The organism is Verminephrobacter eiseniae EF01-2 (assembly GCF_000015565.1).
Taxonomy (GTDB): domain Bacteria; phylum Pseudomonadota; class Gammaproteobacteria; order Burkholderiales; family Burkholderiaceae_C; genus Acidovorax; species Acidovorax eiseniae.
The window spans coordinates 1,963,630-1,985,712 of sequence record NC_008786.1 but is presented as its reverse complement, the minus strand read 5'-3'; the positions used below and the strand labels follow the sequence as shown (position 1 = coordinate 1,985,712).

The window sequence follows — 22,083 nt, the reverse complement described above, 5'->3', positions numbered from 1 at the left end:
CATAGGGTCGAGGGGGTCAGTTGGGGAATCCGATTGCGTAGATTGCGGGACAACAAAGTTATGGGGTCAAGCCGCACGAGCAATTAGTACAGGTAAGCTCAACGCATTGCTGCGGGTACACACCCTGCCTATCAACGTTCTGGTCTGGAACGGCTCTTGAGGGGGCTCAAGGCCCCGGCAGATCTCATCTTGAAACGAGTTTCCCGCTTAGATGCTTTCAGCGGTTATCTCTTCCACACATAGCTACTCGGCGATGCCACTGGCGTGACAACCGATACACCAGAGGTGTGTCCACTCCGGTCCTCTCGTACTAGGAGCAGGCTTTCTCAAATCTGCAGCGCCCACGGAAGATAGGGACCAAACTGTCTCACGACGTTTTAAACCCAGCTCACGTACCTCTTTAAATGGCGAACAGCCATACCCTTGGGACCGGCTACAGCCCCAGGATGAGATGAGCCGACATCGAGGTGCCAAACACCGCCGTCGATATGAACTCTTGGGCGGTATCAGCCTGTTATCCCCAGAGTACCTTTTATCCGTTGAGCGATGGCCCTTCCATACAGAACCACCGGATCACTATGTCCTGCTTTCGCATCTGCTCGACATGTCCGTCTCGCAGTCAAGCACGCTTATGCCATTGCACTATCGTCACGATGTCCGACCGTAACTAGCGTACCTTCGAGCTCCTCCGTTACGCTTTGGGAGGAGACCGCCCCAGTCAAACTGCCTACCATGCACTGTTCCCGATCCAGATGATGGACCCGGGTTAGAACCTCGAACATGCCAGGGTGGTATTTCAACGTTGGCTCCATGAAGTCTGGCGACCTCACTTCAAAGCCTCCCACCTATCCTACACAGACCTGTTCAAAGTCCAATACAAAGCTGCAGTAAAGATTCATGGGGTCTTTCCGTCTTTCCGCGGGGAGATTGCATCATCACAAACATTTCAACTTCGCTGAGTCTCAGGAGGAGACAGTGTGGCCATCGTTACGCCATTCGTGCAGGTCGGAACTTACCCGACAAGGAATTTCGCTACCTTAGGACCGTTATAGTTACGGCCGCCGTTTACTGGGACTTCAATCAAGAGCTTGCACCCCATCATTTAATCTTCCAGCACCGGGCAGGCGTCACACCCTATACGTCCACTTTCGTGTTTGCAGAGTGCTGTGTTTTTATTAAACAGTCGCAGCCACCGTTTTTTTGCAACCCCGATCGGCTCCCTCTGTTCGAGTTCACCTACTTGGGGCATACCTTCTCCCGAAGTTACGGTATCAATTTGCCGAGTTCCTTCTCCTGAGTTCTCTCAAGCGCCTTAGAATACTCATCTCGCGCACCTGTGTCGGTTTGCGGTACGGTCGTGTGCAGCTGAAGCTTAGTGGCTTTTCCTGGAAGCCGGGTATCACTCACTTCGTCTGCGAGCAGACTCGTTATCACCTCTCATCTGCACCCGGTGGATTTGCCTGCCGGGCATGACTACGGGCTTGAACCAACTCTTCCAACCGTTGGCTGAGCTAACCTTCTTCGTTCCCACATCGCACTGCACATCGGTACAGGAATATTGACCTGTTTCCCATCAGCTACGCATTTCTGCCTCGCCTTAGGGGCCGACTCACTCTACGCCGATGAACGTTGCGTAGAAAACCTTGCGCTTACGGCGAGGGGGCTTTTCACCCCCTTTAACGCTACTCATGTCAGCATTCGCACTTCTGATACCTCCAGCATCCGTTGCCGGACACCTTCACTGGCCTACAGAACGCTCTCCTACCACTTGCCAAGCGCGGGGCCTGGCAAATCCGCAGCTTCGGTAACTGGCTTGAGCCCCGTTACATCTTCCGCGCAGGACGACTCGATCAGTGAGCTATTACGCTTTCTTTAAATGATGGCTGCTTCTAAGCCAACATCCTGACTGTTTTTGCCTTCCCACTTCGTTTCCCACTTAGCCAATTTTAGGGACCTTAGCTGGCGGTCTGGGTTGTTTCCCTCTTGAGTCCGGACGTTAGCACCCGGTGCTCTGTCTCCCAAGCTGTACTCTGCGGTATTCGGAGTTTGCATAGGTTTGGTAAGTCGCCATGACCCCCTAGCCTAGACAGTGCTCTACCCCCGCAGGTAATACTTGAGGCACTACCTAAATAGTTTTCGGAGAGAACCAGCTATTTCCAAGTTTGATTAGCCTTTCACCCCTATCCACAGCTCATCCCCTGGTTTTGCAACACCAGTGGGTTCGGACCTCCAGTACCTGTTACGGCACCTTCATCCTGGCCATGGATAGATCACTTGGTTTCGGGTCTACACCCAGCGACTTTCTCGCCCTGTTCGGACTCGATTTCTCTTCGGCTTCCCTATTCGGTTAACCTTGCCACTGAATGTAAGTCGCTGACCCATTATACAAAAGGTACGCAGTCACCCTTGCGGGCTCCTACTTTTTGTAAGCATGCGGTTTCAGGATCTGTTTCACTCCCCTCCCGGGGTTCTTTTCGCCTTTCCCTCACGGTACTGGTTCACTATCGGTCGATTACGAGTATTTAGCCTTGGAGGATGGTCCCCCCGTCTTCAGACAGGATTTCTCGTGTCCCGCCCTACTTTTCTCCAGCTCGGTACCACATTCCGGTTTTCGCATACAGGGCTTTCACCTTCTATGGCCGGGCTTTCCAGCCCGTTTTGCTAACCGTCATGCTATCTCTGGATGGCTGTTCCGATTTCGCTCGCCACTACTTTCGGAATCTCGGTTGATGTCTTTTCCTCGGGCTACTGAGATGTTTCAGTTCGCCCGGTTCGCCTCGCGCGCCTATGTATTGAGCGCGCGATACCTCTTGCGAGGTGGGTTTCCCCATTCAGATATCTCCGGATCAATGCTCGTTCGCCAGCTCCCCGGAGCTTTTCGCAGGCCTTCACGTCTTTCGTCGCCTGTAATCGCCAAGGCATCCACCACATGCTCTTAGTCACTTGACCCCATAACTTTGATGTCTTTCGCAAGTCATCTGTGTTCAGTTCTTCAAGCGCTGTTTGAATATCCGTTTTGACGCAATCGGATTTCCCTGTCGCCAGCCAGCGCTGCTCGGCCCTTGGTCGGGCCCGCAGCCTTTGCCGGCGACGCTGATTCGACTCTATGAATTTTTAATGAACAGCCGTTCGATCTCTCGATGTCGATCAACAACGAAGGGGTCTTTTGTCTTTCCCGAGGTTTCGCTGTCCCTCGTTTCGGACTCAAGGCCGCTTTGGTGTTGTCGGTGTGGTGGAGGATGACGGGATCGAACCGACGACCCCCTGCTTGCAAAGCAGGTGCTCTCCCAGCTGAGCTAATCCCCCGGGCCTGCCTGTTGTCTGGCTCTGGTGTCTGCCCTCTGGTGGGTCTGGTTGGGCTCGAACCAACGACCCCCGCCTTATCAAGACGGTGCTCTGACCAACTGAGCTACAGACCCCGTCGGCTCGCGCCAACCCGTTCCAACAACCGATAAGTGTGGGCGTTCGATTTCGTTTGCTGCTTTTGTCTGCTGTCTTTTTCCAGAAAGGAGGTGATCCAGCCGCACCTTCCGATACGGCTACCTTGTTACGACTTCACCCCAGTCACGAACCCTGCCGTGGTAGTCGCCCTCCTTGCGGTTAGGCTAACTACTTCTGGCAGAACCCGCTCCCATGGTGTGACGGGCGGTGTGTACAAGACCCGGGAACGTATTCACCGCGGCGTTCTGATCCGCGATTACTAGCGATTCCGACTTCACGCAGTCGAGTTGCAGACTGCGATCCGGACTACGACCGGCTTTTTGGGATTGGCTCCCCCTCGCGGGTTGGCTTGCCCTCTGTACCGGCCATTGTATGACGTGTGTAGCCCCACCTATAAGGGCCATGAGGACTTGACGTCATCCCCACCTTCCTCCGGTTTGTCACCGGCAGTCTCATCAGAGTGCCCAACTCAATGCGGCAACTGATGACAAGGGTTGCGCTCGTTGCGGGACTTAACCCAACATCTCACGACACGAGCTGACGACAGCCATGCAGCACCTGTGTTACGGTTCTCTTTCGAGCACTTCTGCATCTCTGCAGCTTTCCGTACATGTCAAAGGTGGGTAAGGTTTTTCGCGTTGCGTCGAATTAAACCACATCATCCACCGCTTGTGCGGGTCCCCGTCAATTCCTTTGAGTTTCAACCTTGCGGCCGTACTCCCCAGGCGGTCAACTTCACGCGTTGGCTTCGTTACTGAGTCAGTCAAGACCCAACAACCAGTTGACATCGTTTAGGGCGTGGACTACCAGGGTATCTAATCCTGTTTGCTCCCCACGCTTTCGTGCATGAGCGTCAGTACTGGCCCAGGGGATTGCCTTCGCCATCGGTGTTCCTCCGCATATCTACGCATTTCACTGCTACACGCGGAATTCCATCCCCCTCTGCCGTACTCCAGTCATGCAGTCACATATGCAGTTCCCAGGTTGAGCCCGGGGATTTCACATCTGTCTTGCATGTCCGCCTGCGCACGCTTTACGCCCAGTAATTCCGATTAACGCTCGCACCCTACGTATTACCGCGGCTGCTGGCACGTAGTTAGCCGGTGCTTATTCTTACGGTACCGTCAGCAACCCCGGTTGTTCACCAGGGCCTTTTCGTTCCGTACAAAAGCAGTTTACAACCCGAGGGCCTTCATCCTGCACGCGGCATGGCTGGATCAGGCTTGCGCCCATTGTCCAAAATTCCCCACTGCTGCCTCCCGTAGGAGTCTGGGCCGTGTCTCAGTCCCAGTGTGGCTGGTCGTCCTCTCAGACCAGCTACAGATCGTCGGCTTGGTAGGCTTTTATCCCACCAACTACCTAATCTGCCATCGGCCGCTCCGTCCGCGCAAGGCCTTTCGGTCCCCTGCTTTCATCCTCGGATCTTATGCGGTATTAGCAGAGCTTTCGCTCCGTTATCCCCCTCGATCGGGCACGTTCCGATGTCTTACTCACCCGTTCGCCACTCGTCAGCGCCCTAAGGCCTGCTACCGTTCGACTTGCATGTGTAAGGCATGCCGCCAGCGTTCAATCTGAGCCAGGATCAAACTCTTCAGTTCGATCTCTTTTGCTTGAGCTCGGCTCTATTGCCGAATTCCCCCAGGCTTGTTCCACCCAGGGCTTTCCGGCTCTTTCCGAGCGTTCGTCTGTCACAGCACTGCCCCAGGCTTGCTCCCGCCCAGGACTCAGCACTCGCCTTCGAACGCCCACGCTTATCGGCTGTGTTTTGTTAAAGATCGCTACTTCATCCCCGCTCGCCACCGGCTACGATCAGCCAAGCCCGCTACTTTAGCACAGCTTTCTTGCGAAAACCAGCCCACCTCCCACTTTTTTTCCAGACTCCCCCCTCCTCGTCCCCTTCCTGGCTCTCGATCACGCACCGGCCCGGTTTGCCCGGGCTTCTGCCAGGGGCGGTGACTGTAGCATGGTTGCAAACGAAAAGACCGCCCGAGGGCGGTCTTTTCGTTTGCTGGCAGCGCACCCGTTACAAACGGCGAACGGCGGCTGCCGTTCGGGCTGCGGCCTGATGCGGGTCAGGCGGCCAAAGCCAGGGCTTTGACCTTGGCGGACAGGCGGCTCTTGTCACGAGCGGCCTTGTTTTTGTGGAAGATGCCTTTGTCAGCCACGGTGTCGACCACGGCTTGCATCTTCGCGAACTGTTCGGTGGCCTTGGTCTTGTCGCCGGCCAAGACGGCTTTTTCGACGTTCTTGACGGCGGTGCGGTATTTGGAACGCAGGGAGGTGTTTGCCGCGTTGATCTTGATGTCCTGACGGACGCGCTTGCGGCCCGACGCCAGGCGCGGGTTTTTCTTCTTGGGTTTGGCAGATGCCATGGTTGATGTTCCTTCGGGTCTGTGGATGATGCCAGCAAAGCCGAAGATTGTAGCCCGAAGCACTGGCTGCAAGCGCATGCCATACACTTGCGCCGGTGTCATTGCTCAAAGCCGCCTCTACTGTCTCTTTGCTGACCCTGGCCTCGCGTGTGACGGGATTGGCACAAAATCTGCTCGTGGCGTCGATGTTCGGGGCCAACGCCCTGACCGATGCCTTCAATGTCGCTTTCCGGATTCCGAATCTGTTTCGCCGGTTGTTTGCCGAAGGGGCGTTCAGCCAGGCCTTTGTGCCAGTGCTGGGCGCCTGCAAGGCGCAGCAGGGCGAGGAGGCCACCCAGCGGTTGATCGCTGCGGTGGCCACCGCGCTGGCCTGGGTGCTGTTGCTCAGTTGCGTTCTGGGGGTGCTGGGGGCTCCGGTGCTGGTCTGGGCATTGGCCAGCGGTTTGCGCCAGAGTGGCCAGGCCTATGACGCGGCCGTGCTGATGACGCGCTGGATGTTTCCTTACATTGGCTTCATGTCGATGGTGGCGCTGTCGGCCGGCATTCTCAATACGTGGAAGCATTTCGCCGTGCCTGCGGTCTCGCCGGTGCTGCTGAATCTCAGCTTGATCGGCGCTGCTTGGTTGGGCGCGCCGCAATTGGCCGCGCGGGGCATGGAGCCGATTTTTGCGCTGGCCGGCGGGGTGATGTTGGGGGGGCTGTTGCAGTTGGCCGTGCAGGTGCCGGTGTTGGTGCGCCTGGGTCTGATGCCGCGCATCGGTGTGACCTGGGGCGCTGTGCGCGCGGCCTGGGCCGAGCCGGGTGTGCGCCGCGTGCTGGTGCTCATGGGGCCGATGGTGCTGGGCGTGGGGGTGGCGCAGATCTCGCTGATGATCAACACGCGGATTGCGTCTTACCTGACTCCCGGCAGCGTGACATGGCTGTTCTATGCGGATCGGCTGATGGAGTTTCCCACTGCGCTATTGGGCGTGGCCCTGGGGGTGGTGCTGACACCGCAACTGACGGCGGCCAAGGCGGCCGGCGATGGCCAAGCATATTCCGCCATGCTGGACTGGGGCCTGCGCATCGTCGTGCTGCTGACCGTGCCTTGCGCCGTGGCCTTGCTCACGTTTTCCACCCCGCTGGTGGCCACGCTGTTTCACCACGGCAAACTGGTTGGCAGTGATGTGGGGCAGATCGCGGTGGCGCTGTCGGGCTATGGCACGGGCTTGCTCGGGCTGGTGGCGATCAAGGTGCTGGCGCCCGGTTACTACGCCAGCCAGGATATGGGCACGCCGGTCAGGATCGCATTGGCGGTGCTGGTCATCACGCAACTGCTCAATCTGGCCCTGGTGCCCCTGCTGGCGCATGCGGGCCTGGCTTTGTCGATTGCTCTGGGGGCGCTGATCAACGCGCTGTGGCTGCTGGCGGGATTGCTGCGGCGCGGCAGCTATCGACCCGGGCCAGGCTGGGGCAGGTTTGCGCTGCAGGTGCTGGCCGCCAGTGCGCTGCTGGCCTTGCTGCTGGTGTGGGGGGCGCAGCATTTCGACTGGATCGGGATGCAAGGCCGGGTTCTGCAGCGTGTCGGGTGGCTGGCCGCGCTGCTGGCCGCCGCTGCCTTGCTGTACTTTGGCGCGCTATGGGCCGCTGGCCTGAATCTGCGCCAGATGTTGCGGCGCTGATGTGTTCTGGGGCCGGCCCCGAAGCGGTTTTTGCCGTTGCTTGACGCAACCGGGTGGGGCACTTACAAACCCGTGATGTCCTTGCGCTATCGCCTGCCCACTTCGCTGGAGTACTTTGCATCGCTGGTGCAAAGCGATGCGCATTTTCCGCTGCTGGAGGCTGCGGCCAGCCTGGCCCAGGATGAGTACCCGGAGTTGGACATGCAGCAGTTGCTGAGCGAGATGGACCAACTGCTGGCCCGCATCCAACGCCGACTGCCAACCGATGCGCCGGCATTGCAGCGCTTGCACATGCTCAACCAGTTCTTTTTTGGCGACCTGGGTTTTGCCGGCAATATCAACAACTACTACGACCCCGAGAACAGCTATCTGAATGCGGTGCTGCGCACCCGCCGGGGGATTCCGATTTCGCTCGCCGTGCTTTGGCTGGAACTGGCCCAGGGCTTGGACTTGCAGGCGCGGGGGGTTGCGTTTCCGGGGCATTTCATGGTCAAGGTGCGCTTGCCCAAGGGCCAGGTGGTGCTGGACCCGATTTCGGGCCAATCCCTGAGCCGCGAAGCCTTGACCGAGCGGCTGGAGCCGTACCAGCGGCGCATCGGTCTGGTCGATGACTACGACATGCCGCTGGGCCTTTACCTGCAGGCGGCCAGCCCGCGCGAGATCATTGCGCGCATGTTGCGCAACCTCAAGGAGGTGCACCGCATGCAGCGCGATTGGCAGGGTTTGATCGCGGTGCTCGATCGGTTGGTCGTGCTGCTGCCCGATGCCTGGGAGGAGCGCCGCGACCGGGGTCTGGCCCACGCCGAGCGCGGCAACCGGGCGCAGGCCGTGGCGGATCTGCAAACCTATCTGGCCCATGCCGAGGACGGGCCGGACGCAGCCCTGATGGCCGATCGGCTCCATGCCTTGCGCGGTGACAACGGTTGAGCCAAGTCACGGCATTTTCGTTGACGGGCGCTACCATGGCGCTTGCATTTTTTGCCTCTTCGGATCGCTCCCATGTCCCTGCACAACACCTCTGAGCACGACAGCATCGACACCCGGGCGCTGATGCAGCGCATCGCCAACGACCTGCTCGACAGCTATGACGAAGAACTGGAGTTGGAGATCGAAGACCGCCATGTCGATGGCGCTGGCGCCCCCATGCCCGCCGACAGAGCGGCGCGCCAGCAGTATTTCAGGGAACTGTTCCGGTTGCAGGGCGAGTTGGTCAAGTTGCAGGACTGGGTGCAGCACAACCGCCAGAAACTGGTGATTCTTTTCGAGGGGCGTGACGCTGCGGGCAAGGGCGGTGTGATCAAGCGCATCACCCAGCGCCTGAACCCGCGCGTGGCCCGGGTGGCCGCACTGCCGGCACCCAACGACCGTGAGCGGACCCAGTGGTACTTTCAGCGCTACGTGGCACATCTGCCGGCGGCCGGCGAGATGGTGCTGTTCGACCGCAGTTGGTACAACCGCGCAGGCGTCGAGCGGGTGATGGGCTTTTGCACCGACGAGGAGTACGAGGAGTTCTTTCGCAGCGTGCCCGAGTTCGAAAAGATGCTGGTGCGGTCGGGCATCAGGCTCGTCAAATACTGGTTTTCCATCACCGACGAAGAGCAGCATCTGCGCTTTCTGGGCCGCATCCACGACCCGCTCAAGCAATGGAAGCTCAGCCCCATGGACCTGGAAAGCCGCGTGCGCTGGGAGGCTTACACCAAGGCCAAGGAGATCATGCTCGACCGCACCCATATTCCCGAGGCGCCATGGTGGGTGGTGCAGGCGGTGGACAAGAAAAAAGCGCGGCTCAATTGCATTGCGCACCTGCTGTCACAACTGCCGTACCAGGAACTGCCGCGCCCGGCGGTGCTGCTGCCCGCGCGGGTGCGCCATCCGGAGTACCTGCGGCACCCGTTGCCGGCTGACATGTACGTGCCCGAGATCTATTGAGGTGCCGTCCGCTGGCGCCAGACGCTACACCAGCCGCGCCGCCAGCAGTTCTTTTTTCAGGTAGGCGTAAAACAGCGGCGCGGCCACCAGCCCGGCAGGCCCGAACACGGCCTCGGCGACAAACATCACGCTGAGCAGTTCCCAGACGCTCATTTGCGTGCGGCGACCGACCACCTTGGCGTTGATCACGTACTCGGCCTTGTGGATCAGGATCAGAAAGACCAGGCAGGCCGCCGCCGCCAACGGCGACACCGACAGCCCGACGATGGTGATGACCACGTTGCACACCAGATTGCCCACGATGGGCACCAGCGCGGCCACGAAAGTGAACGTGATCAGTACCGTGGTGTAGGGCAGGCGCAGGCCCCACAGGGGCAGCATGAACAGCAGGAACAGGGCCGTGAGCACGGTGTTGAACGATGCGATCCAGAACTGGGCCGCCACGATCTGGTCGAAGGACTCGCCAAACAGGGTGATGCGCAGTCTGAGTTGCCTGGTCAGCGGGCCATGCTCTTGCTGGTCCAGCGGAGCGCGCGCCAGCACCGGCGGGCGCACGGCGGCCAGCGCACCGATCAGCAGGCCGACGTAGGCAAACAGCACCCCGGCGAGCCAGGCCCGCCCCGCCATCGCCAGCGCTCCAGCCTTGGCGCCCAGGTAGCTGGCGATGATGCGCTGGATGTCGGCAACGCCTTCGGGCAGGTGTGCGGCCATGTCGGCGGGCAGCTTCAGACGCAGTTCCAGCACCGTGCGCGCCATGTAGTGCAGCAGTTCCTGGTACTGCTGCGGTGCGTTCACGATGTAGCCGCGCGAATGCGTCAGGCCCGCCGCCAACAGCGCCAGCGGCAGCAGCATCACCAGGCCCGCAGCGATCATCGGCGCCGCCCGCAGACCGGTGGGCGACGGGCGCTGGCGCTGCACGCGGCCCAGCGCCTGGACAAACCAGCGCGTGAGCATGCGCGTCAGCAGAAAGCCCAGGCACACGCACAGCAGGCCGGGCAGCAAACCGCGCCACATGACCAGCAGCAGCACCGCCGCCATCAGCAGATAGCTGGCCATCACGCTGCCTCGGGTTCGCGTGCACACTGCCGGTGTGGCAGGCTCGGGCTGCGTTGCAGCCGGGGGGGCGGGGTGCTGCACCATGGGCGAGGACAGGGAACGTGGAAAGGCGGTGCGCAGAATCTCAAACCATCATCGAATCAGCATCAGGCCGGCATCAGGTCACCACCACGGCAGCGCCGTCGCCGCGCGGCAGCACCTGGCCGATCTGATACACCTGCTCGCCCGCTGCGCGCAGCGTGGCCGCCGTGGCGCAGGCAGCGGCGGCGTCCACCAGCAGCACCATGCCGATGCCGTTGTTGAAAGTGCGGTTCATCTCGGTATCGTCGATGCCCGCAGTCTGTTGCAGCCAGGCAAACAGCTCGCTGCGGGGCCAACTGCCCCGGTTCAGGTGGACGGCGCAACCCTCGGGCAGCACGCGGGGGATGTTCTCCAGCAGGCCGCCGCCGGTGATATGGGCCAGGGCTTTGATGCCACCGGGCGCGGCCGTATCTGCCCCATGCGGGTGGGCCGCCAGCGCGGCCAGCAGGTTCTTGGCGTACAGGCGCGTGGGTTCCATGATCGCTTGCCGGAAGGGCTTGCCGTCGAGCGTGGCGGGGGCGTTGGCACCTGCGCGCGCTATGCATTGGCGCACCAGGCTGAAGCCGTTGGCGTGCAGACCGTGGCTGGCCAGGCCCAGCACCTTGTCGCCGGGCTGCACGTCCTGGCCGGTGAGGATGCGGGATTTTTCGACCACCCCCACGGCAAAGCCGGCCAGGTCATACTCGCCGGCGGGGTACATGCCGGGCATTTCAGCGGTTTCGCCGCCGATCAGCGCGCAGCCGCACAGCTCGCAGCCCCGGGCAATGCCGCCGATCACGGTCGCAGCCGTTGCCACGTCGAGCTTGCCGCAGGCGAAGTAGTCGAGGAAGAACAACGGCTCGGCGCCCTGCACCAGCACATCGTTCACGCTCATGGCCACCAGGTCGATGCCCACGCTGTCGTGCATGTTCCATTCAAATGCCAGCTTCAGCTTGGTGCCCACGCCGTCGGTGCCGGAGACCAGCACCGGCTGCCGGTAGCGCCGGGGCAGCTCGAACAGCGCGCCGAAGCCGCCGATGCCCGCCAGCACGCCTTCGCGCAGGGTTTTTTTGGCCAGGGGTTTGATGCGTTCGACCAAGGCGTCGCCGGCGGCGATGTCGACGCCGGCGTCTTTGTAGGAGAGGGGGGTGGCGCTCATGGAGGATGCTGATAGGCCCGCATTGCGGGCTGGAATCGGGTGATTTTAAGGGCCATGCGGCACCTTGCACGCCGGCCCGGAGCCAGAGCAGGCCCCAAGTGTTGCTGCGCGAGACTAAAATCGCTCCCCATTGCCGCCGATGTCTGCCGCCGATGCCTTGTCGTTGTTGCCGTGCCCTGCCACAGTCACCTGCGGCCAGACGCCTTCCCATTCGCCTGTGATGCTGCCGCTGATTCTTTTCCCGTTCCCCGCACCGCCCCTGTCGCCCGGATTTCACGCATGAAGCAACTGGTGCTGGATATCGGCTTGGCCACAGTGCCGACATTGGACCGTTTTTTTGCCGGACCGAACGGGGCCGCGCTGCAACACCTGCGCCTGGCGCTGGGCGCTGGGCGCCACGCGGCCACCCGCTCGCCGGTGCCCTCTTACCTGTGGGGCGAGCCGGGCAGCGGCAAGACGCATCTGCTGCAGGCGGTGTGCCAGAGCCTGCGCGAGCAGGGCGCGAGCGTGGGCTGGCTGGACCCGGCGCTGTCCGCGCCGCCGGATTTCGACGAAAACTGGACCGCCGTGGTGCTGGACGATGTGCAGTCGTATGACAGCGCCCGGCAGGCCCTGGCCTTCAACTGGTTTGTCAACGCCATCAGCCCCGCCAGCGGCGCGCAGCGCTGGGTGCTGGCCGCTGGCAGCCTGCCGCCGGCCGATCTGCCGCTACGCGAGGACCTGCGCAGCCGCCTGGGCTGGGGCCATGTGTTCCAACTGCAACTGCTCGGCGAGGCCGAGCGCCGCTCGGTGCTGCGCCAGGAGGCCGACGCGCGCGGCGTGTTTCTCGGCGATGAGGTGATGGACTACATGCTGCGCCGCTTCGCGCGCGATCTGGGCAGCCTGATGCAACTGCTCGAACGGCTCGATGCCTTTGCGCTGAGCACCCGGCGCGCCATCACCATCCCGCTGCTCAAGACCATGCTGGAGCAGCCCTGATGCGTCACCCCCGATGGCTGGTGTCGCGTCACCGATCAGATGTCAGATGTCGCAGGCTGCGCGCAGCCATCGGAGCGCAGCGCAAGGCGCATCACGCAGCCCATACCGAGCTGTATTGGCAAGCGATGCAACGCCGCGCTGCGCTTCGATGGCCAGCGCAGACCGACAGATGATCGGTGACGCGACACGAGGATTGGCATGACTGCGAATACCCCCTCCCCCCGCTTGCGGCTGACGCTGTTCGACCTCGACCACACGCTGCTGCCCATTGATTCGGACCACGCCTGGGGCGCGTTCACGACCCGCATCGGCTGGACCGACCCGGTGGAGTTCGAGCGCCGCAACGACGCTTTCTATGCCGATTACCAGGCCGGCACGCTCGACGTGCACGACTACGTGCGCTTTGCCACCGCAGCGCTGCGCCGGCACGGGCCCGAGGCGGCCGCGGCCGCCCAGGCGCAATTCATGCGCGAGGTCATCAGCCCGGCGCTCCGGCCCCAGGCGCTGGCGCTGGTGCAACGGCACCAGCGGGCGGGCGACGAGGTGCTGATCGTCACCGCCACCAACGACTTCGTGACCCGGCCCATTGCCTTGGCGCTGGGCGTGGGCGCCGACGGGCTGCTGGCCACACAGTTGGCGCGCGACGCCAGCGGCTGGTACAGCGGCGAGATCGACGGCTGGCCCTGCATGCGCGCGGGCAAACTGCGGCGCATGGAACAATGGCTGGCCGCCCGGCAACTGGCCTGGGAGGATGTCGAAAGCCGCTGCTACAGCGATTCGATGAACGACCTGCCCCTGCTGGAAAAGGTCGACCACCCCGTCGCCACCAACCCCGAGCCGCGCCTGCGGGCGCTGGCGCGCGCGCGGGGCTGGCGCATACTCGACCTGTTTGGCACACCATGATCAAGAAGTTCATCGACAAACTGCTGGGCAAAGCGATGCCTGGCAGCACCGGCGGCAAGCCGCATTTCGGCCGGCGCGAAGAGGTACCGGCATCGGTCCATGGCATCGATCCCGAACTGGTCGACCGCCGCGCCGCCGATGTGGTGGCCACGCTCAAGCAGGCCGGTTTTGCCGCCTATATCGTCGGCGGCGCCGTGCGCGACCTGCTGCTGGGCCTGCGCCCGAAGGACTTCGACGTGGCCACCGATGCCACGCCCGAGCAGGTCAAGAGCCTGTTTCGCCGCGCTTTCATCATCGGCCGGCGCTTTCGCATCGTGCATGTGGTGCATGGCCGGGGCCGCGAGCATGAGGTGATCGAGGTCTCCACCTTCCGCGCCTACCTGGACAACGCCGCCGCCGGCCAGGTCAGCGGCAACGAAAAGACCAGCAAGGCGCAACTGTCGGGCATGCAGCATGCGGTCGATGCCAGTGGCCGGGTGTTGCGCGACAACGTCTGGGGCCCGCAGGACGAAGACGCCACGCGCCGCGACTTCACCATCAACGCCATGTACTACGACCCGGTGAGCCAGATCGTGGTCGACTACCACAAGGGCCTGCAGGACGCCCGCAAGAAGACGCTGCGCATGATCGGCGAGCCGACGCTGCGCTACCGCGAAGACCCGGTGCGCATCATCCGCGCAGTGCGCTTTGCGGCCAAGCTCAGCGCGCTGGGCTTTGCCATCGACGCCAAGACAGCCGCCCCGCTGAGGCAGTCGCAGGCCCTGCTGGCCGATGTGCCGCAAAGCCGCATGTTCGATGAAATGCTCAAGCTGCTGCAAACCGGCCACGCCATCGCCACCATAGAGCAGTTGCGCAAGCTGGGCCTGACCCAGGGCATCTACCCGCTGCTGGACCTGATCGTGCAGCGCGCCGACACCGCCTTTGTCAAGGCCGCCCTGCTCGACACCGACCGCCGCGTGAGCCAGGACAAGCCCGTGGCGCCCAGCTTCTTGCTCGCCTGCGTGCTCTGGCAAGACGTGCGCGACGGCTGGACCGAGCGCCTGAACCAGCGCCAGTACCCGCTGCCCGCGCTGCAAGACGCGATCGACGAAGTGTTCGACCAGCGCATCGGCGATGTGTCCGGCCGTGGCAAGCTGGCCGCCGACATGCGCGAGATCTGGGTGATGCAGCCGCGTTTCGACAAGCGCCTGGGCCGCACGCCGTGCAGCATGGTGGCGCAGCCGCGCTTTCGGGCCGGCTTCGACTTTTTGCGCCTGCGTGCCGATGTGGGCGAGGTCGAGGAAGCCCTGGCCGAGTGGTGGCAGGACTTCCAGGCGGCCGACGACGAACGCCGCGAAGACCTGATGGACCAGGCCCGCGAAGAGCACAGGACACGCCAGAAAGCCCCGCCCGAGCGCACGCCCCGAGCGCGCGCCCCATCCGCCCCCGCCCCATCCGCCGCGCTGGCGCGCAAAGCGCCATCGGCCGAAACGACCGCAGACCCGGACGCCGCGCCCGGCGCGCCGGCGTCAGAAGGCGACGCCCCCAAAAAGCGCCGCCGCCGTCGCCGCAAGCCCGGTGCGGCCGGGGGTGACGATGGTGCGCCGCTCGCCATCGGGGCATGAGCCGCCCGCAGCGCTTCGCGCTGCCCACCGTGCCACGCGAAGCGCCGCCGGCAGAGCCGGTGTTCATCGGCCTGGGCGCCAACCTGGGCCAGCGGGCGGAGCATTTGCGCGCCGCGCTGGCGGCCATGGATGCGCTGCCCGGCACGCGCGTGCAGCGGGTCTCGCCGTTGTACGCCAGCGCACCGGTGGATGCAGACGGGCCCGATTACCTGAATGCCGTCGCCGAACTGGGCACCGCCCTTGCGCCTGAAGCGTTGCTGGCGGCGTTGCAGTCGATCGAGCAGGCCGCAGGCCGCCAGCGCCCCTACCGCCATGCGCCGCGCCCGCTGGATCTGGACATTCTGTGGTTTGGCGACCGGGTGATCGCCACGCCGGGCCTGGCCGTGCCCCACCCGCGCATGGCCGGGCGCGCCTTTGTGCTGCGGCCACTGGCCGATCTGGTGCCGCAGCGCATCGCCCCGGCCGCCCTGCAAGCCGTGGCCGGGCAGGCGATTGCGCGCGTGCAAGGCCCGGATTGGGCGGCCGGCAGTTTTTCGATCGAGCCATCGAAAATATAGCTTCCTGCGCCTGATCCGCCTGCACCATCGGTCTGTTGCATGATGATTTTCCAGGGCCGATGGAACGGGCACGGGCACGGGCAACGCCAGGGACGCGGCGCAACCGGCTTTGCCGGGCCGCTGGCGGCGCTTTCCCGAGGCGTTGCGCCGCAGGCGACGACACCGGGAGGTGTCAGCCCCCTTCGGCCCGGGCCAGCCATCAATCCACCTTGGCGCCCGAGTCCTGCACCAGTTGCCGGTACTTGGCGCGTTCGCTGGCCATGAAGCTGTCGAACTGCCGGGGTGTGGAGGCCACCGGCTCGGCCAGCAGGGCGGCAAAGCGGGCCCGGGTCTGCGGCGCGTCCAGCGCCGCCACAAAAGCCTGGTGGAGCCGGTCGATCACCGGCCGGGGCGTGGCGGCAGGCGCGACCAGACCCCACCAGGTGTCGATGGCAAAGCCGGCATAGGTGTCGGCCAGCGGCGGCACGCCCGGCAGTGCCGGGCTGGCCTCCAGCGAGGTCACGGCCAGGGCCTTGAGTTTGCCGGCGCGGATGTTCGGCGCTGCGGCGGCCAGGTTGTCGATGTTGAAGTCGACCTCGCCGGCCAGCAGGGCCAACTGGGCGGGGCTGGCGCCGCGATAGGGAATGTGCAGCGCAAAGATGCCGGCGCGCTGCTTGAACATCTCGCCGGCCAGATGGCCGGCGCTGCCATTGCCGCCGCTGCCGTAGTTGAGCCGGGCGGGGTGGGCTTTGGCGTAGGCCACCAGGTCGGCCAGGCGGTGGATGCCGAACTGCTCGGCGCGGGCCACGTTCATCACCAGCACATTGGGCACGCGCACCAGTTGCGTGATGCCCGCGAAGTCCTTGGCCGCGTCATAGGGCAGGCGGGCATACAGCCAGGGGTTCACGGCGTGGGTGGCCGTGGCGGCAATGCCTATCGTCAGGCCGTCGGGTGCGGCCCGGGCAATGGCGTCGGCGCCGATGTTGCCGCCCGCGCCGCCCTTGTTGTCGATGAGCACGGTTCCCAGCGTGTCGCGCACGCGCTCGGCCAGCACCCGCGCCGTCACGTCGATGGGGCCACCGGCTGCGTAGGGAACGATCAGGCGGATCGGCGGGCCAGGGTCTTGCGCCGGCACGCGCGCGGCCGCAGCCACGGCGGCGCCGGCGATCAGCAGATGTCGGCGTTGCCTGCTGCGCGGTGTGGATTCAGTCGCCATGTTTGTCGGCCTCGGAGGTGAAAGCGTCGGCATGAAACTCCTGCGGCGGCAGGCCGCGTTGCGCGCTGTAGGCGGCGCGGGCCGCATCGACCATGACGGGCGCGCCGCAGGCATAGACCTGGTGGCCCGAGAGGTCGGCAAAGTCGTCCAACACCGCCTGGTGCACAAAGCCGGTGCGGCCGCTCCAGCCGTCCTCGGGCAGGGCATCGGAGAGCACCGGCACGCAGCTCAGATGGGGCATCTCGGCCACGCGGGCCTGCACCCAGTCGTACAGGTACAGGTCGGACGGGCGGCGCCCGCCCCAGTACAGCACGGCGCGCCGGGTGCTGCCGGTGAATTGCAAATGCTCGATGATGGCCTTGATCGGGGCAAAGCCGGTGCCCGAGGCCAGCAGCACGATGGGTTTGTCGCAATCCTCGCGCAGGAAGAAGCTGCCGAACGGGCCTTCGACGCGCAGGATGTCCTTTTCCTTGAGCGCGCCGAAGACATGGTCCGTGAACTTGCCGCCGGCCATGTGGCGGATATGCAGTTCCACGCCGGGCGCATCGGTCTGCGTGTGCGGCGCGTTGGCCATCGAGTAGGCGCGGCGCGCGCCATCGCGCAAGATGAATTCCAGGTACTGGCCCGCGTGGTAGCGCAAGCTGTCGGCTGCCGGCAGTTGCAGGCGCAGCAGCATCACGTCGGGCGACTTCTTGTGCAGCGCGGCCACGCGCACCGGCATCTTCCTGACCGGGTAGGCGCTTTCGTCGGTGACCTGGCGCGCCAGGAGCACCACATCGGTCAGCGGCTGCGCGCAGCAGGTCAGCACCAGGCCGGCGGCTTCTTCATCGGCCGTCAGCGCCTTGGACTGGTGCGTGCCATGGTGCACGGTGCCGCTGAGTTTTTGGCATTTGCATGAACCGCAGGCCCCATCCTTGCAGCCATAGGGCAGGCCCACGCCGCTGCGGATGGCGGCGGCCAAAATGGCTTCGCCGGGGTTGGCGCCGAAGGCGCGGCCGCTGGGTTGCACGGTGATCTGCAATGCGGCGGCGGCGCTGGTCATGGGGTGGGTATCCTCGGGGCAGATGCCATTCCTGAAAAGTCCCGATTGTGCCTTCAAACCAACCCCCTCTCGGCGCCCTGCCGGCGCGCTTTCGCCGTCAACGCCTGCTGATCGTCGGCTGCGGCGACATCGGTCAACGGGTGCTGCGCCGGCTGCAAACCGGCCCGGGCGCCGGGCGCATGCAGGTCTTGGCGCTGACCTCCAGCGTGGCCCGGGTGGCGCGGCTGCGCGCGCTCGGCGCCCGGCCCCTGCTGGGCAACCTCGACGCTGCGGCCAGCTTGCGGCGGCTCGCGGGCCTGGCCACCAGGGTGCTGCATCTGGCACCGCCATCACCGCCATCGCCGCTGTCGGGGCAAGGGGCAGGGGGCGATCCGGGCAGCGGTGCCCACCGGCGCGACCCGCGCACAGAGGCCCACCGGTGCGACCGCACCGTGGCACTGGCCCGGGTGCTGCGCCAGCGCAGCCTGCCGCAGGCGCTGGTCTACGCATCGACCAGCGGCGTCTACGGCGACTGCCAGGGCGCGCTGGTGCCCGAGACGCGCCGCCTGGCGCCGGCCACGCCGCGCGCGCAGCGCCGGGCGAGCGCCGAACGGGTTTTGCGCGAACTCGGGCGTGCCGGCCTGCGCGTCAGCCTGCTGCGCATTCCGGGCATTTATGCCGCTGACCGCGCGGCGGACACGGTGCAGGACCGGTTGCGCCGTGCCATCCCGGTGCTGCGCCCCGAGGACGATGTGTTCACCAGCCATATCCACGCCGACGATCTGGCGCGCGCCTGCATCGCCGCCCTGTGGCGTAGCCGGCCGCAGCGCGCCTACAACGTGAGTGACCTGACCCCGATGAAGATGGGCGACTACTTCGACCTGGCCGCCGGCCTGTATGGCCTGCCGCGCCCCCCGCGCCTGCCGCGCAGCGCGGCGCAACAGCAGTTGTCGCCGCTGCGGCTGAGCTTCATGAGCGAATCACGCCGGCTGGACAACCAGCGCCTGCTGCGCGAACTGGGCCTGCGGCTGCTGTACCCCGGTGTCGCCGAGGGCCTGGCGGCGGGCCGACGCACGGACGGTATCGCCGATGCCAGCAACCGCCCCGGCGCCACCGGGGACCTGCGCGCGGGTCAATGCGGGTAGCTGCGGCCCTGGCGGTCGTAGCAGCGAAACACATTGCACTGCGTCATTTGCTTGCGCGGCGGGGCCGGGTCCACAGGGGTCGGGTTCTGCCGGGGCGACAGCACCACCGGCGGTATGAGCATGGGCCGGGCCGCGCGGGCCTTTTCCAGATCCGCATAAGCCTTGGGGCCCAGGCAGTCCAGATCCATCTGCCGCTGGGCGGCGCCGAGGCGCACGTTTTGCTCGTAGGTGTCGCCGCTGGTACCACTGCGCACCGTCTCCTCCAGATGGCGGCGCGAACGCGCGCATTCGGGCGAGCGGGCATGGTCGGGCGGTTCGACTGCCTTGGGCGGCCTGGACGCCAACTGCTCGCGCTCACCTTGCGTGTCACGCCGCGCCTGCTGGCGCGCCAGCGCCTCGGCCGCCTGCGCGCGCTCCTGTTGAATCTCCTCGGGCGTTCGGCGCGGCTGCACTTGGTGCACGCGGGCGTCGCTGGCGCAGGCGCCGTCGGTGTACGTCACCTTGCCGGTGCCCGCATCGGTGCAGCGCAACACCTGCGCCCGGGCGTCCGGGGTGAGCCAGATACCGGCGCAGATGCAGGCGCCAAACCATGCGCCGAAGCAGGCGCCGAGTGCTCGGGGCTGGATCATCATGGGTTGCCGGGCTGGGGCAAGACCCGCCGGATGGTTTCGGCCAAGTCTTCGGCCGCGAACTTGGCCACATAGCCATTGGCGCCGACGCTGCGCACATGGTCCTCATTGGCCGAGCCCGACAGCGACGAATGGATGACCACCGGCAGGCCATCGAAGCGGGCGTCCTGCTTGATGTTGCGCGTCAGCGTAAAGCCATCCATCTCGGGCATTTCCAGGTCGGTCAGCACCATCGCAACGCGGTCCAGAACGGTCTTGCCTTCGGCCTTTGCGCTCTGGGCGATGGCGTTGAGCCGGTCCCAGGCCGCCTGGCCGGATTTGAGTATTTCGTAAGGCGCCTGCAACACCTTGAGCTCCTGCTCGATCAGCGAGCGCGCGACGAACGAATCGTCTGCCGCCAAGATGATGGCGCCGGGCTTGAGCGCCAGTTTGGCGCCCACTTTTTCCGCAGTGACCTGATGGTCGTCCGAGGGCGAGACCATCTGCAAGATGGCCTCCACATCCAACACCTGGGCCAGGCGGGACTCATCGGTGTTGCCGTCCAGGCGGGCGATGCTGGTGACCAGTTTGCCGGCGGCGCCACTGGTCTGCGCGGACAGGACCTGCTTCCAGTCGAGCCGGGCGATGTCCTCCACCGACTCCACGGCGAACGCCTGCGTGGTGCGCGCGTACTCGGTCACCAGCATGATGTTCAGCCCGGTCTGTGGTTTGCAGCCCACGATGGCCGGCAGATCGAACACCGGAATCACCTGCCCGCGCAGGTTGACCACCCCCAGCGCATGCGCCGCCGTGCCGGCAATCGGCGTGATGCCGGGCATGGCCACGATCTCGCGGATCTTGAATACGTTGATGCCGAACAATTCAGACTTGCCCAAGGCATTGTCGATGCCCAGGCGAAACAGCAGCAGCTCGAACTGGTTGGTGCTGGTGAGGTGGGTGCGCGCGTCGATGTCCTGCTGCACTGCTGCTGTCATGGCCTGCTCCTGTGCGGTGCGCCGGCAGGCGCTTTCGGATTCTAGGAGCAACGCCCGGGCCGTGCGTGAATTTTCATGCGGCTCGTTCGCTACGAGCCGCCCGGGCGACAGGCCAATTGGTGACAATGGGCAATCCTTTGCCACCGCCTTGCCCGCACCATGCCATTTGCCCACCGCCTGAACAACGTAGAAACCTCCGCCATCCGCGAGCTTTTCAAACTGCTGGGCAAGCCCGGCATCATCAGCCTGGCCGGCGGCTTTCCGGACAGCGCCCTGTTCGACATCGAGGGCATCCGCGCGGCCAGCCAGCAGGCGCTGCAAGAGGACCCCGGCGCGGCCCTGCAGTACGGCGCCACCGAGGGCTACCAGCCGCTGCGCGAGCAACTGGCCGCCTTCATGGCCGGCAAGGCCGCCCTGGACATCCGCCCCGAGGACCTGATCGTCACCACCGGCAGCCAGCAGGCGCTGGACCTGCTGGGCAAGACGCTGATCGACCCCGGCGACAAAGTCATCGTCGAAGGCCCCACCTTCCTGGCCACCATCCAATGCTTTCGCCTGTACGGCGCCGATCTGATCGGCGCGCCGACAGACGCCAACGGCGTCGACACCGGGGCGCTGGAAAAGCTCATCGCCGAGCACCGGCCCAAGCTCGTGTACCTGATCCCCACCTTCGGCAACCCCAGCGGCGCCACGCTCAGCCTTGCGCGCCGCCGGCAGGTGCTGGAGATGGCCGTCCGGCACCAGACCCTGATCGTCGAAGACGACCCCTATGGCGAGCTGTATTTCAATGCCCCGCCACCGCCCAGCCTGCTGAGCCTGTCGGCCACCGTGCCCGGCAGCCGCGCGCTGCTGGTGCATTGCGGCAGCCTGAGCAAGGTGCTCGCGCCCGGCCTGCGCCTGGGCTGGATGCTGGCCATGCCCGAACTGCTGGCCAAAGCCACGATGTGCAAACAGTTCAGCGACGCGCACACCAGCACCTTCGCCCAGGCCACGGCGGCCCGCTACCTCGCGGCCGGCCGCATGCCTGCCACGCTGGCCCGGGTGCGCAAGGTCTACGCCGGGCGCGCCCAGGCCATGGTCGACGCGCTGCGCGGCGAGATCGGCGCGGCCATCGAATTCGTGCCCCCCCAGGGCGGCCTGTTCGTCTGGGCGCGCCTGACCGGGGCCGATGGCAGGCAGGCCGACGGCAACGCGCTGGCCCGGCGCGCGATTGAAAAAGGCGTGGCCTTCGTGCCCGGCGCGCCATTTTTTTGCGCCCACCCGGACCAGGCCACGCTGCGCTTGTCGTTCGCCACGGTGGACGAGCAGCAGATTCGCGCAGGCGTGGCCCGCTTGGCGCAGGCGCTCTGAGCGCATGGGCCCGGGCCTCGGCCCACCGGAGTACCTTCACCTTCGGCTG

At 64.7% G+C, this 22,083-nt stretch carries 17 protein-coding genes, 2 tRNA genes and 2 rRNA genes; 9 read left to right on the top strand and 12 right to left on the bottom strand.

The window, feature by feature from the left end:
- Positions 1-62 precede the first annotated feature (62 nt).
- The 5 genes from VEIS_RS08675 to rpsT form a co-directional block, all read right to left on the bottom strand.
- A 23S ribosomal RNA gene (locus VEIS_RS08675) occupies positions 63-2,949 on the bottom strand.
- Positions 2,950-3,230: 281 nt separating this feature from the next.
- A tRNA-Ala gene (locus VEIS_RS08670) sits at positions 3,231-3,306 on the bottom strand.
- Between the two features lie 36 nt (positions 3,307-3,342).
- Positions 3,343-3,419 (bottom strand) — tRNA-Ile (locus VEIS_RS08665).
- 86 nt (positions 3,420-3,505) lie between these two features.
- Positions 3,506-5,039, bottom strand: a 16S ribosomal RNA gene (locus VEIS_RS08660).
- Together the 16S and 23S rRNA genes with 2 tRNA genes alongside form the textbook arrangement of a ribosomal RNA operon.
- A gap of 474 nt (positions 5,040-5,513) precedes the next feature.
- Positions 5,514-5,813, bottom strand: a complete 300-nt coding sequence (gene rpsT, locus VEIS_RS08655; protein WP_011809538.1) for a 30S ribosomal protein S20 — start codon at positions 5,811-5,813, stop codon at positions 5,514-5,516.
- A 95-nt stretch (positions 5,814-5,908) separates the two neighbouring features.
- Between rpsT and murJ the strand changes: the two genes are divergently transcribed.
- From murJ to ppk2, 3 genes are all read left to right on the top strand, one after another.
- Positions 5,909-7,474 (top strand): murein biosynthesis integral membrane protein MurJ, encoded by a 1,566-nt coding sequence (gene murJ, locus VEIS_RS08650; protein ID WP_011809537.1) that lies wholly within the window; start codon positions 5,909-5,911, stop codon positions 7,472-7,474.
- Positions 7,475-7,549: 75 nt separating this feature from the next.
- Positions 7,550-8,401 carry a SirB1 family protein gene (locus tag VEIS_RS08645; protein WP_011809536.1) on the top strand — a complete coding sequence of 284 codons (852 nt, stop codon included), beginning with the start codon at positions 7,550-7,552 and terminating at the stop codon, positions 8,399-8,401.
- Positions 8,402-8,473: 72 nt separating this feature from the next.
- A complete protein-coding gene (gene ppk2, locus VEIS_RS08640) occupies positions 8,474-9,403 on the top strand; it encodes a polyphosphate kinase 2 (RefSeq protein ID WP_011809535.1) in 930 nt (309 codons plus the stop codon).
- Positions 9,404-9,427: 24 nt separating this feature from the next.
- On the opposite strand, the gene VEIS_RS08635 is transcribed toward ppk2, so the two are convergent.
- Together VEIS_RS08635 and purM are read right to left on the bottom strand one after the other, a co-directional pair.
- The gene (locus VEIS_RS08635) at positions 9,428-10,543 is read right to left on the bottom strand and encodes an AI-2E family transporter (RefSeq protein WP_083758594.1); all 1,116 of its coding nucleotides are present in this window, start codon (positions 10,541-10,543) and stop codon (positions 9,428-9,430) included.
- A gap of 73 nt (positions 10,544-10,616) precedes the next feature.
- Entirely contained in the window at positions 10,617-11,678 is a 1,062-nt protein-coding gene (gene purM / locus VEIS_RS08630) for a phosphoribosylformylglycinamidine cyclo-ligase (RefSeq protein WP_011809533.1), read from the bottom strand.
- Positions 11,679-11,957: 279 nt separating this feature from the next.
- On the opposite strand from purM, the gene hda reads away from it, so the two are divergent.
- Complete coding sequence (gene hda / locus VEIS_RS08625; protein ID WP_041949905.1) at positions 11,958-12,656, top strand: DnaA regulatory inactivator Hda; 699 nt, start codon at positions 11,958-11,960, stop codon at positions 12,654-12,656.
- 35 nt (positions 12,657-12,691) lie between these two features.
- On the opposite strand, the gene VEIS_RS25865 is transcribed toward hda, so the two are convergent.
- Entirely contained in the window at positions 12,692-12,844 is a 153-nt protein-coding gene (locus tag VEIS_RS25865; RefSeq protein ID WP_157048448.1) for a hypothetical protein, read from the bottom strand.
- 10 nt (positions 12,845-12,854) lie between these two features.
- Here VEIS_RS25865 and VEIS_RS08620 point away from each other — a divergent pair, with 10 nt between their 5' ends.
- The 3 genes from VEIS_RS08620 to folK are packed head-to-tail and all read left to right on the top strand — an operon-like array spanning position 12,855 to position 15,720.
- A complete protein-coding gene (locus VEIS_RS08620) occupies positions 12,855-13,559 on the top strand; it encodes an HAD family hydrolase (RefSeq protein ID WP_011809531.1) in 705 nt (234 codons plus the stop codon).
- Positions 13,556-15,163 carry a polynucleotide adenylyltransferase PcnB gene (pcnB, locus tag VEIS_RS08615; protein ID WP_011809530.1) on the top strand — a complete coding sequence of 536 codons (1,608 nt, stop codon included), beginning with the start codon at positions 13,556-13,558 and terminating at the stop codon, positions 15,161-15,163. The genes VEIS_RS08620 and pcnB overlap by 4 nt, the downstream gene beginning before the upstream one ends.
- Positions 15,160-15,720 carry a 2-amino-4-hydroxy-6-hydroxymethyldihydropteridine diphosphokinase gene (gene folK / locus VEIS_RS08610; RefSeq protein WP_011809529.1) on the top strand — a complete coding sequence of 187 codons (561 nt, stop codon included), beginning with the start codon at positions 15,160-15,162 and terminating at the stop codon, positions 15,718-15,720. The genes pcnB and folK overlap by 4 nt, the downstream gene beginning before the upstream one ends.
- A 199-nt stretch (positions 15,721-15,919) precedes the next feature.
- On the opposite strand, the gene VEIS_RS08605 is transcribed toward folK, so the two are convergent.
- Positions 15,920-16,915 carry a tripartite tricarboxylate transporter substrate binding protein gene (locus tag VEIS_RS08605; RefSeq protein WP_041949904.1) on the bottom strand — a complete coding sequence of 332 codons (996 nt, stop codon included), beginning with the start codon at positions 16,913-16,915 and terminating at the stop codon, positions 15,920-15,922.
- Positions 16,905-17,957, bottom strand: a complete 1,053-nt coding sequence (locus VEIS_RS08600) for a CDP-6-deoxy-delta-3,4-glucoseen reductase (RefSeq protein ID WP_011809527.1) — start codon at positions 17,955-17,957, stop codon at positions 16,905-16,907. Before VEIS_RS08600 ends, VEIS_RS08605 begins: the two co-directional genes overlap by 11 nt.
- 47 nt (positions 17,958-18,004) lie before the next feature.
- On the opposite strand from VEIS_RS08600, the gene VEIS_RS08595 reads away from it, so the two are divergent.
- Positions 18,005-19,081, top strand: a complete 1,077-nt coding sequence (locus VEIS_RS08595; RefSeq protein WP_011809526.1) for an NAD-dependent epimerase/dehydratase family protein — start codon at positions 18,005-18,007, stop codon at positions 19,079-19,081.
- On the opposite strand, the gene VEIS_RS08590 is transcribed toward VEIS_RS08595, so the two are convergent.
- Together VEIS_RS08590 and VEIS_RS08585 are read right to left on the bottom strand one after the other, a co-directional pair.
- The gene (locus tag VEIS_RS08590; RefSeq protein WP_157048447.1) at positions 19,069-19,710 is read right to left on the bottom strand and encodes a DUF4124 domain-containing protein; all 642 of its coding nucleotides are present in this window, start codon (positions 19,708-19,710) and stop codon (positions 19,069-19,071) included. The genes VEIS_RS08595 and VEIS_RS08590 overlap by 13 nt on opposite strands.
- The gene (locus tag VEIS_RS08585; RefSeq protein ID WP_041950671.1) at positions 19,710-20,684 is read right to left on the bottom strand and encodes a chemotaxis protein; all 975 of its coding nucleotides are present in this window, start codon (positions 20,682-20,684) and stop codon (positions 19,710-19,712) included. The genes VEIS_RS08590 and VEIS_RS08585 overlap by 1 nt, the downstream gene beginning before the upstream one ends.
- A 159-nt stretch (positions 20,685-20,843) precedes the next feature.
- On the opposite strand from VEIS_RS08585, the gene VEIS_RS08580 reads away from it, so the two are divergent.
- Entirely contained in the window at positions 20,844-22,034 is a 1,191-nt protein-coding gene (locus VEIS_RS08580; RefSeq protein WP_011809523.1) for an aminotransferase-like domain-containing protein, read from the top strand.
- Positions 22,035-22,083: the final 49 nt, after the last annotated feature.

Coding starts and splice junctions, on each gene's coding strand:
- hda (WP_041949905.1), top strand. CDS start 11,958: ATGAAGCAACTGGTGCTGGATATCGGCTTGGCCACAGTGCCGACATTG.
- rpsT (WP_011809538.1), bottom strand. CDS start 5,813: ATGGCATCTGCCAAACCCAAGAAGAAAAACCCGCGCCTGGCGTCGGGC.
- VEIS_RS08600 (WP_011809527.1), bottom strand. CDS start 17,957: ATGACCAGCGCCGCCGCCGCATTGCAGATCACCGTGCAACCCAGCGGC.
- VEIS_RS08585 (WP_041950671.1), bottom strand. CDS start 20,684: ATGACAGCAGCAGTGCAGCAGGACATCGACGCGCGCACCCACCTCACC.
- ppk2 (WP_011809535.1), top strand. CDS start 8,474: ATGTCCCTGCACAACACCTCTGAGCACGACAGCATCGACACCCGGGCG.
- VEIS_RS08645 (WP_011809536.1), top strand. CDS start 7,550: ATGTCCTTGCGCTATCGCCTGCCCACTTCGCTGGAGTACTTTGCATCG.
- VEIS_RS08580 (WP_011809523.1), top strand. CDS start 20,844: ATGCCATTTGCCCACCGCCTGAACAACGTAGAAACCTCCGCCATCCGC.
- VEIS_RS08620 (WP_011809531.1), top strand. CDS start 12,855: ATGACTGCGAATACCCCCTCCCCCCGCTTGCGGCTGACGCTGTTCGAC.
- VEIS_RS08635 (WP_083758594.1), bottom strand. CDS start 10,543: ATGGTGCAGCACCCCGCCCCCCCGGCTGCAACGCAGCCCGAGCCTGCC.
- folK (WP_011809529.1), top strand. CDS start 15,160: ATGAGCCGCCCGCAGCGCTTCGCGCTGCCCACCGTGCCACGCGAAGCG.
- VEIS_RS08590 (WP_157048447.1), bottom strand. CDS start 19,710: ATGATCCAGCCCCGAGCACTCGGCGCCTGCTTCGGCGCATGGTTTGGC.
- purM (WP_011809533.1), bottom strand. CDS start 11,678: ATGAGCGCCACCCCCCTCTCCTACAAAGACGCCGGCGTCGACATCGCC.
- pcnB (WP_011809530.1), top strand. CDS start 13,556: ATGATCAAGAAGTTCATCGACAAACTGCTGGGCAAAGCGATGCCTGGC.
- VEIS_RS08605 (WP_041949904.1), bottom strand. CDS start 16,915: ATGGCGACTGAATCCACACCGCGCAGCAGGCAACGCCGACATCTGCTG.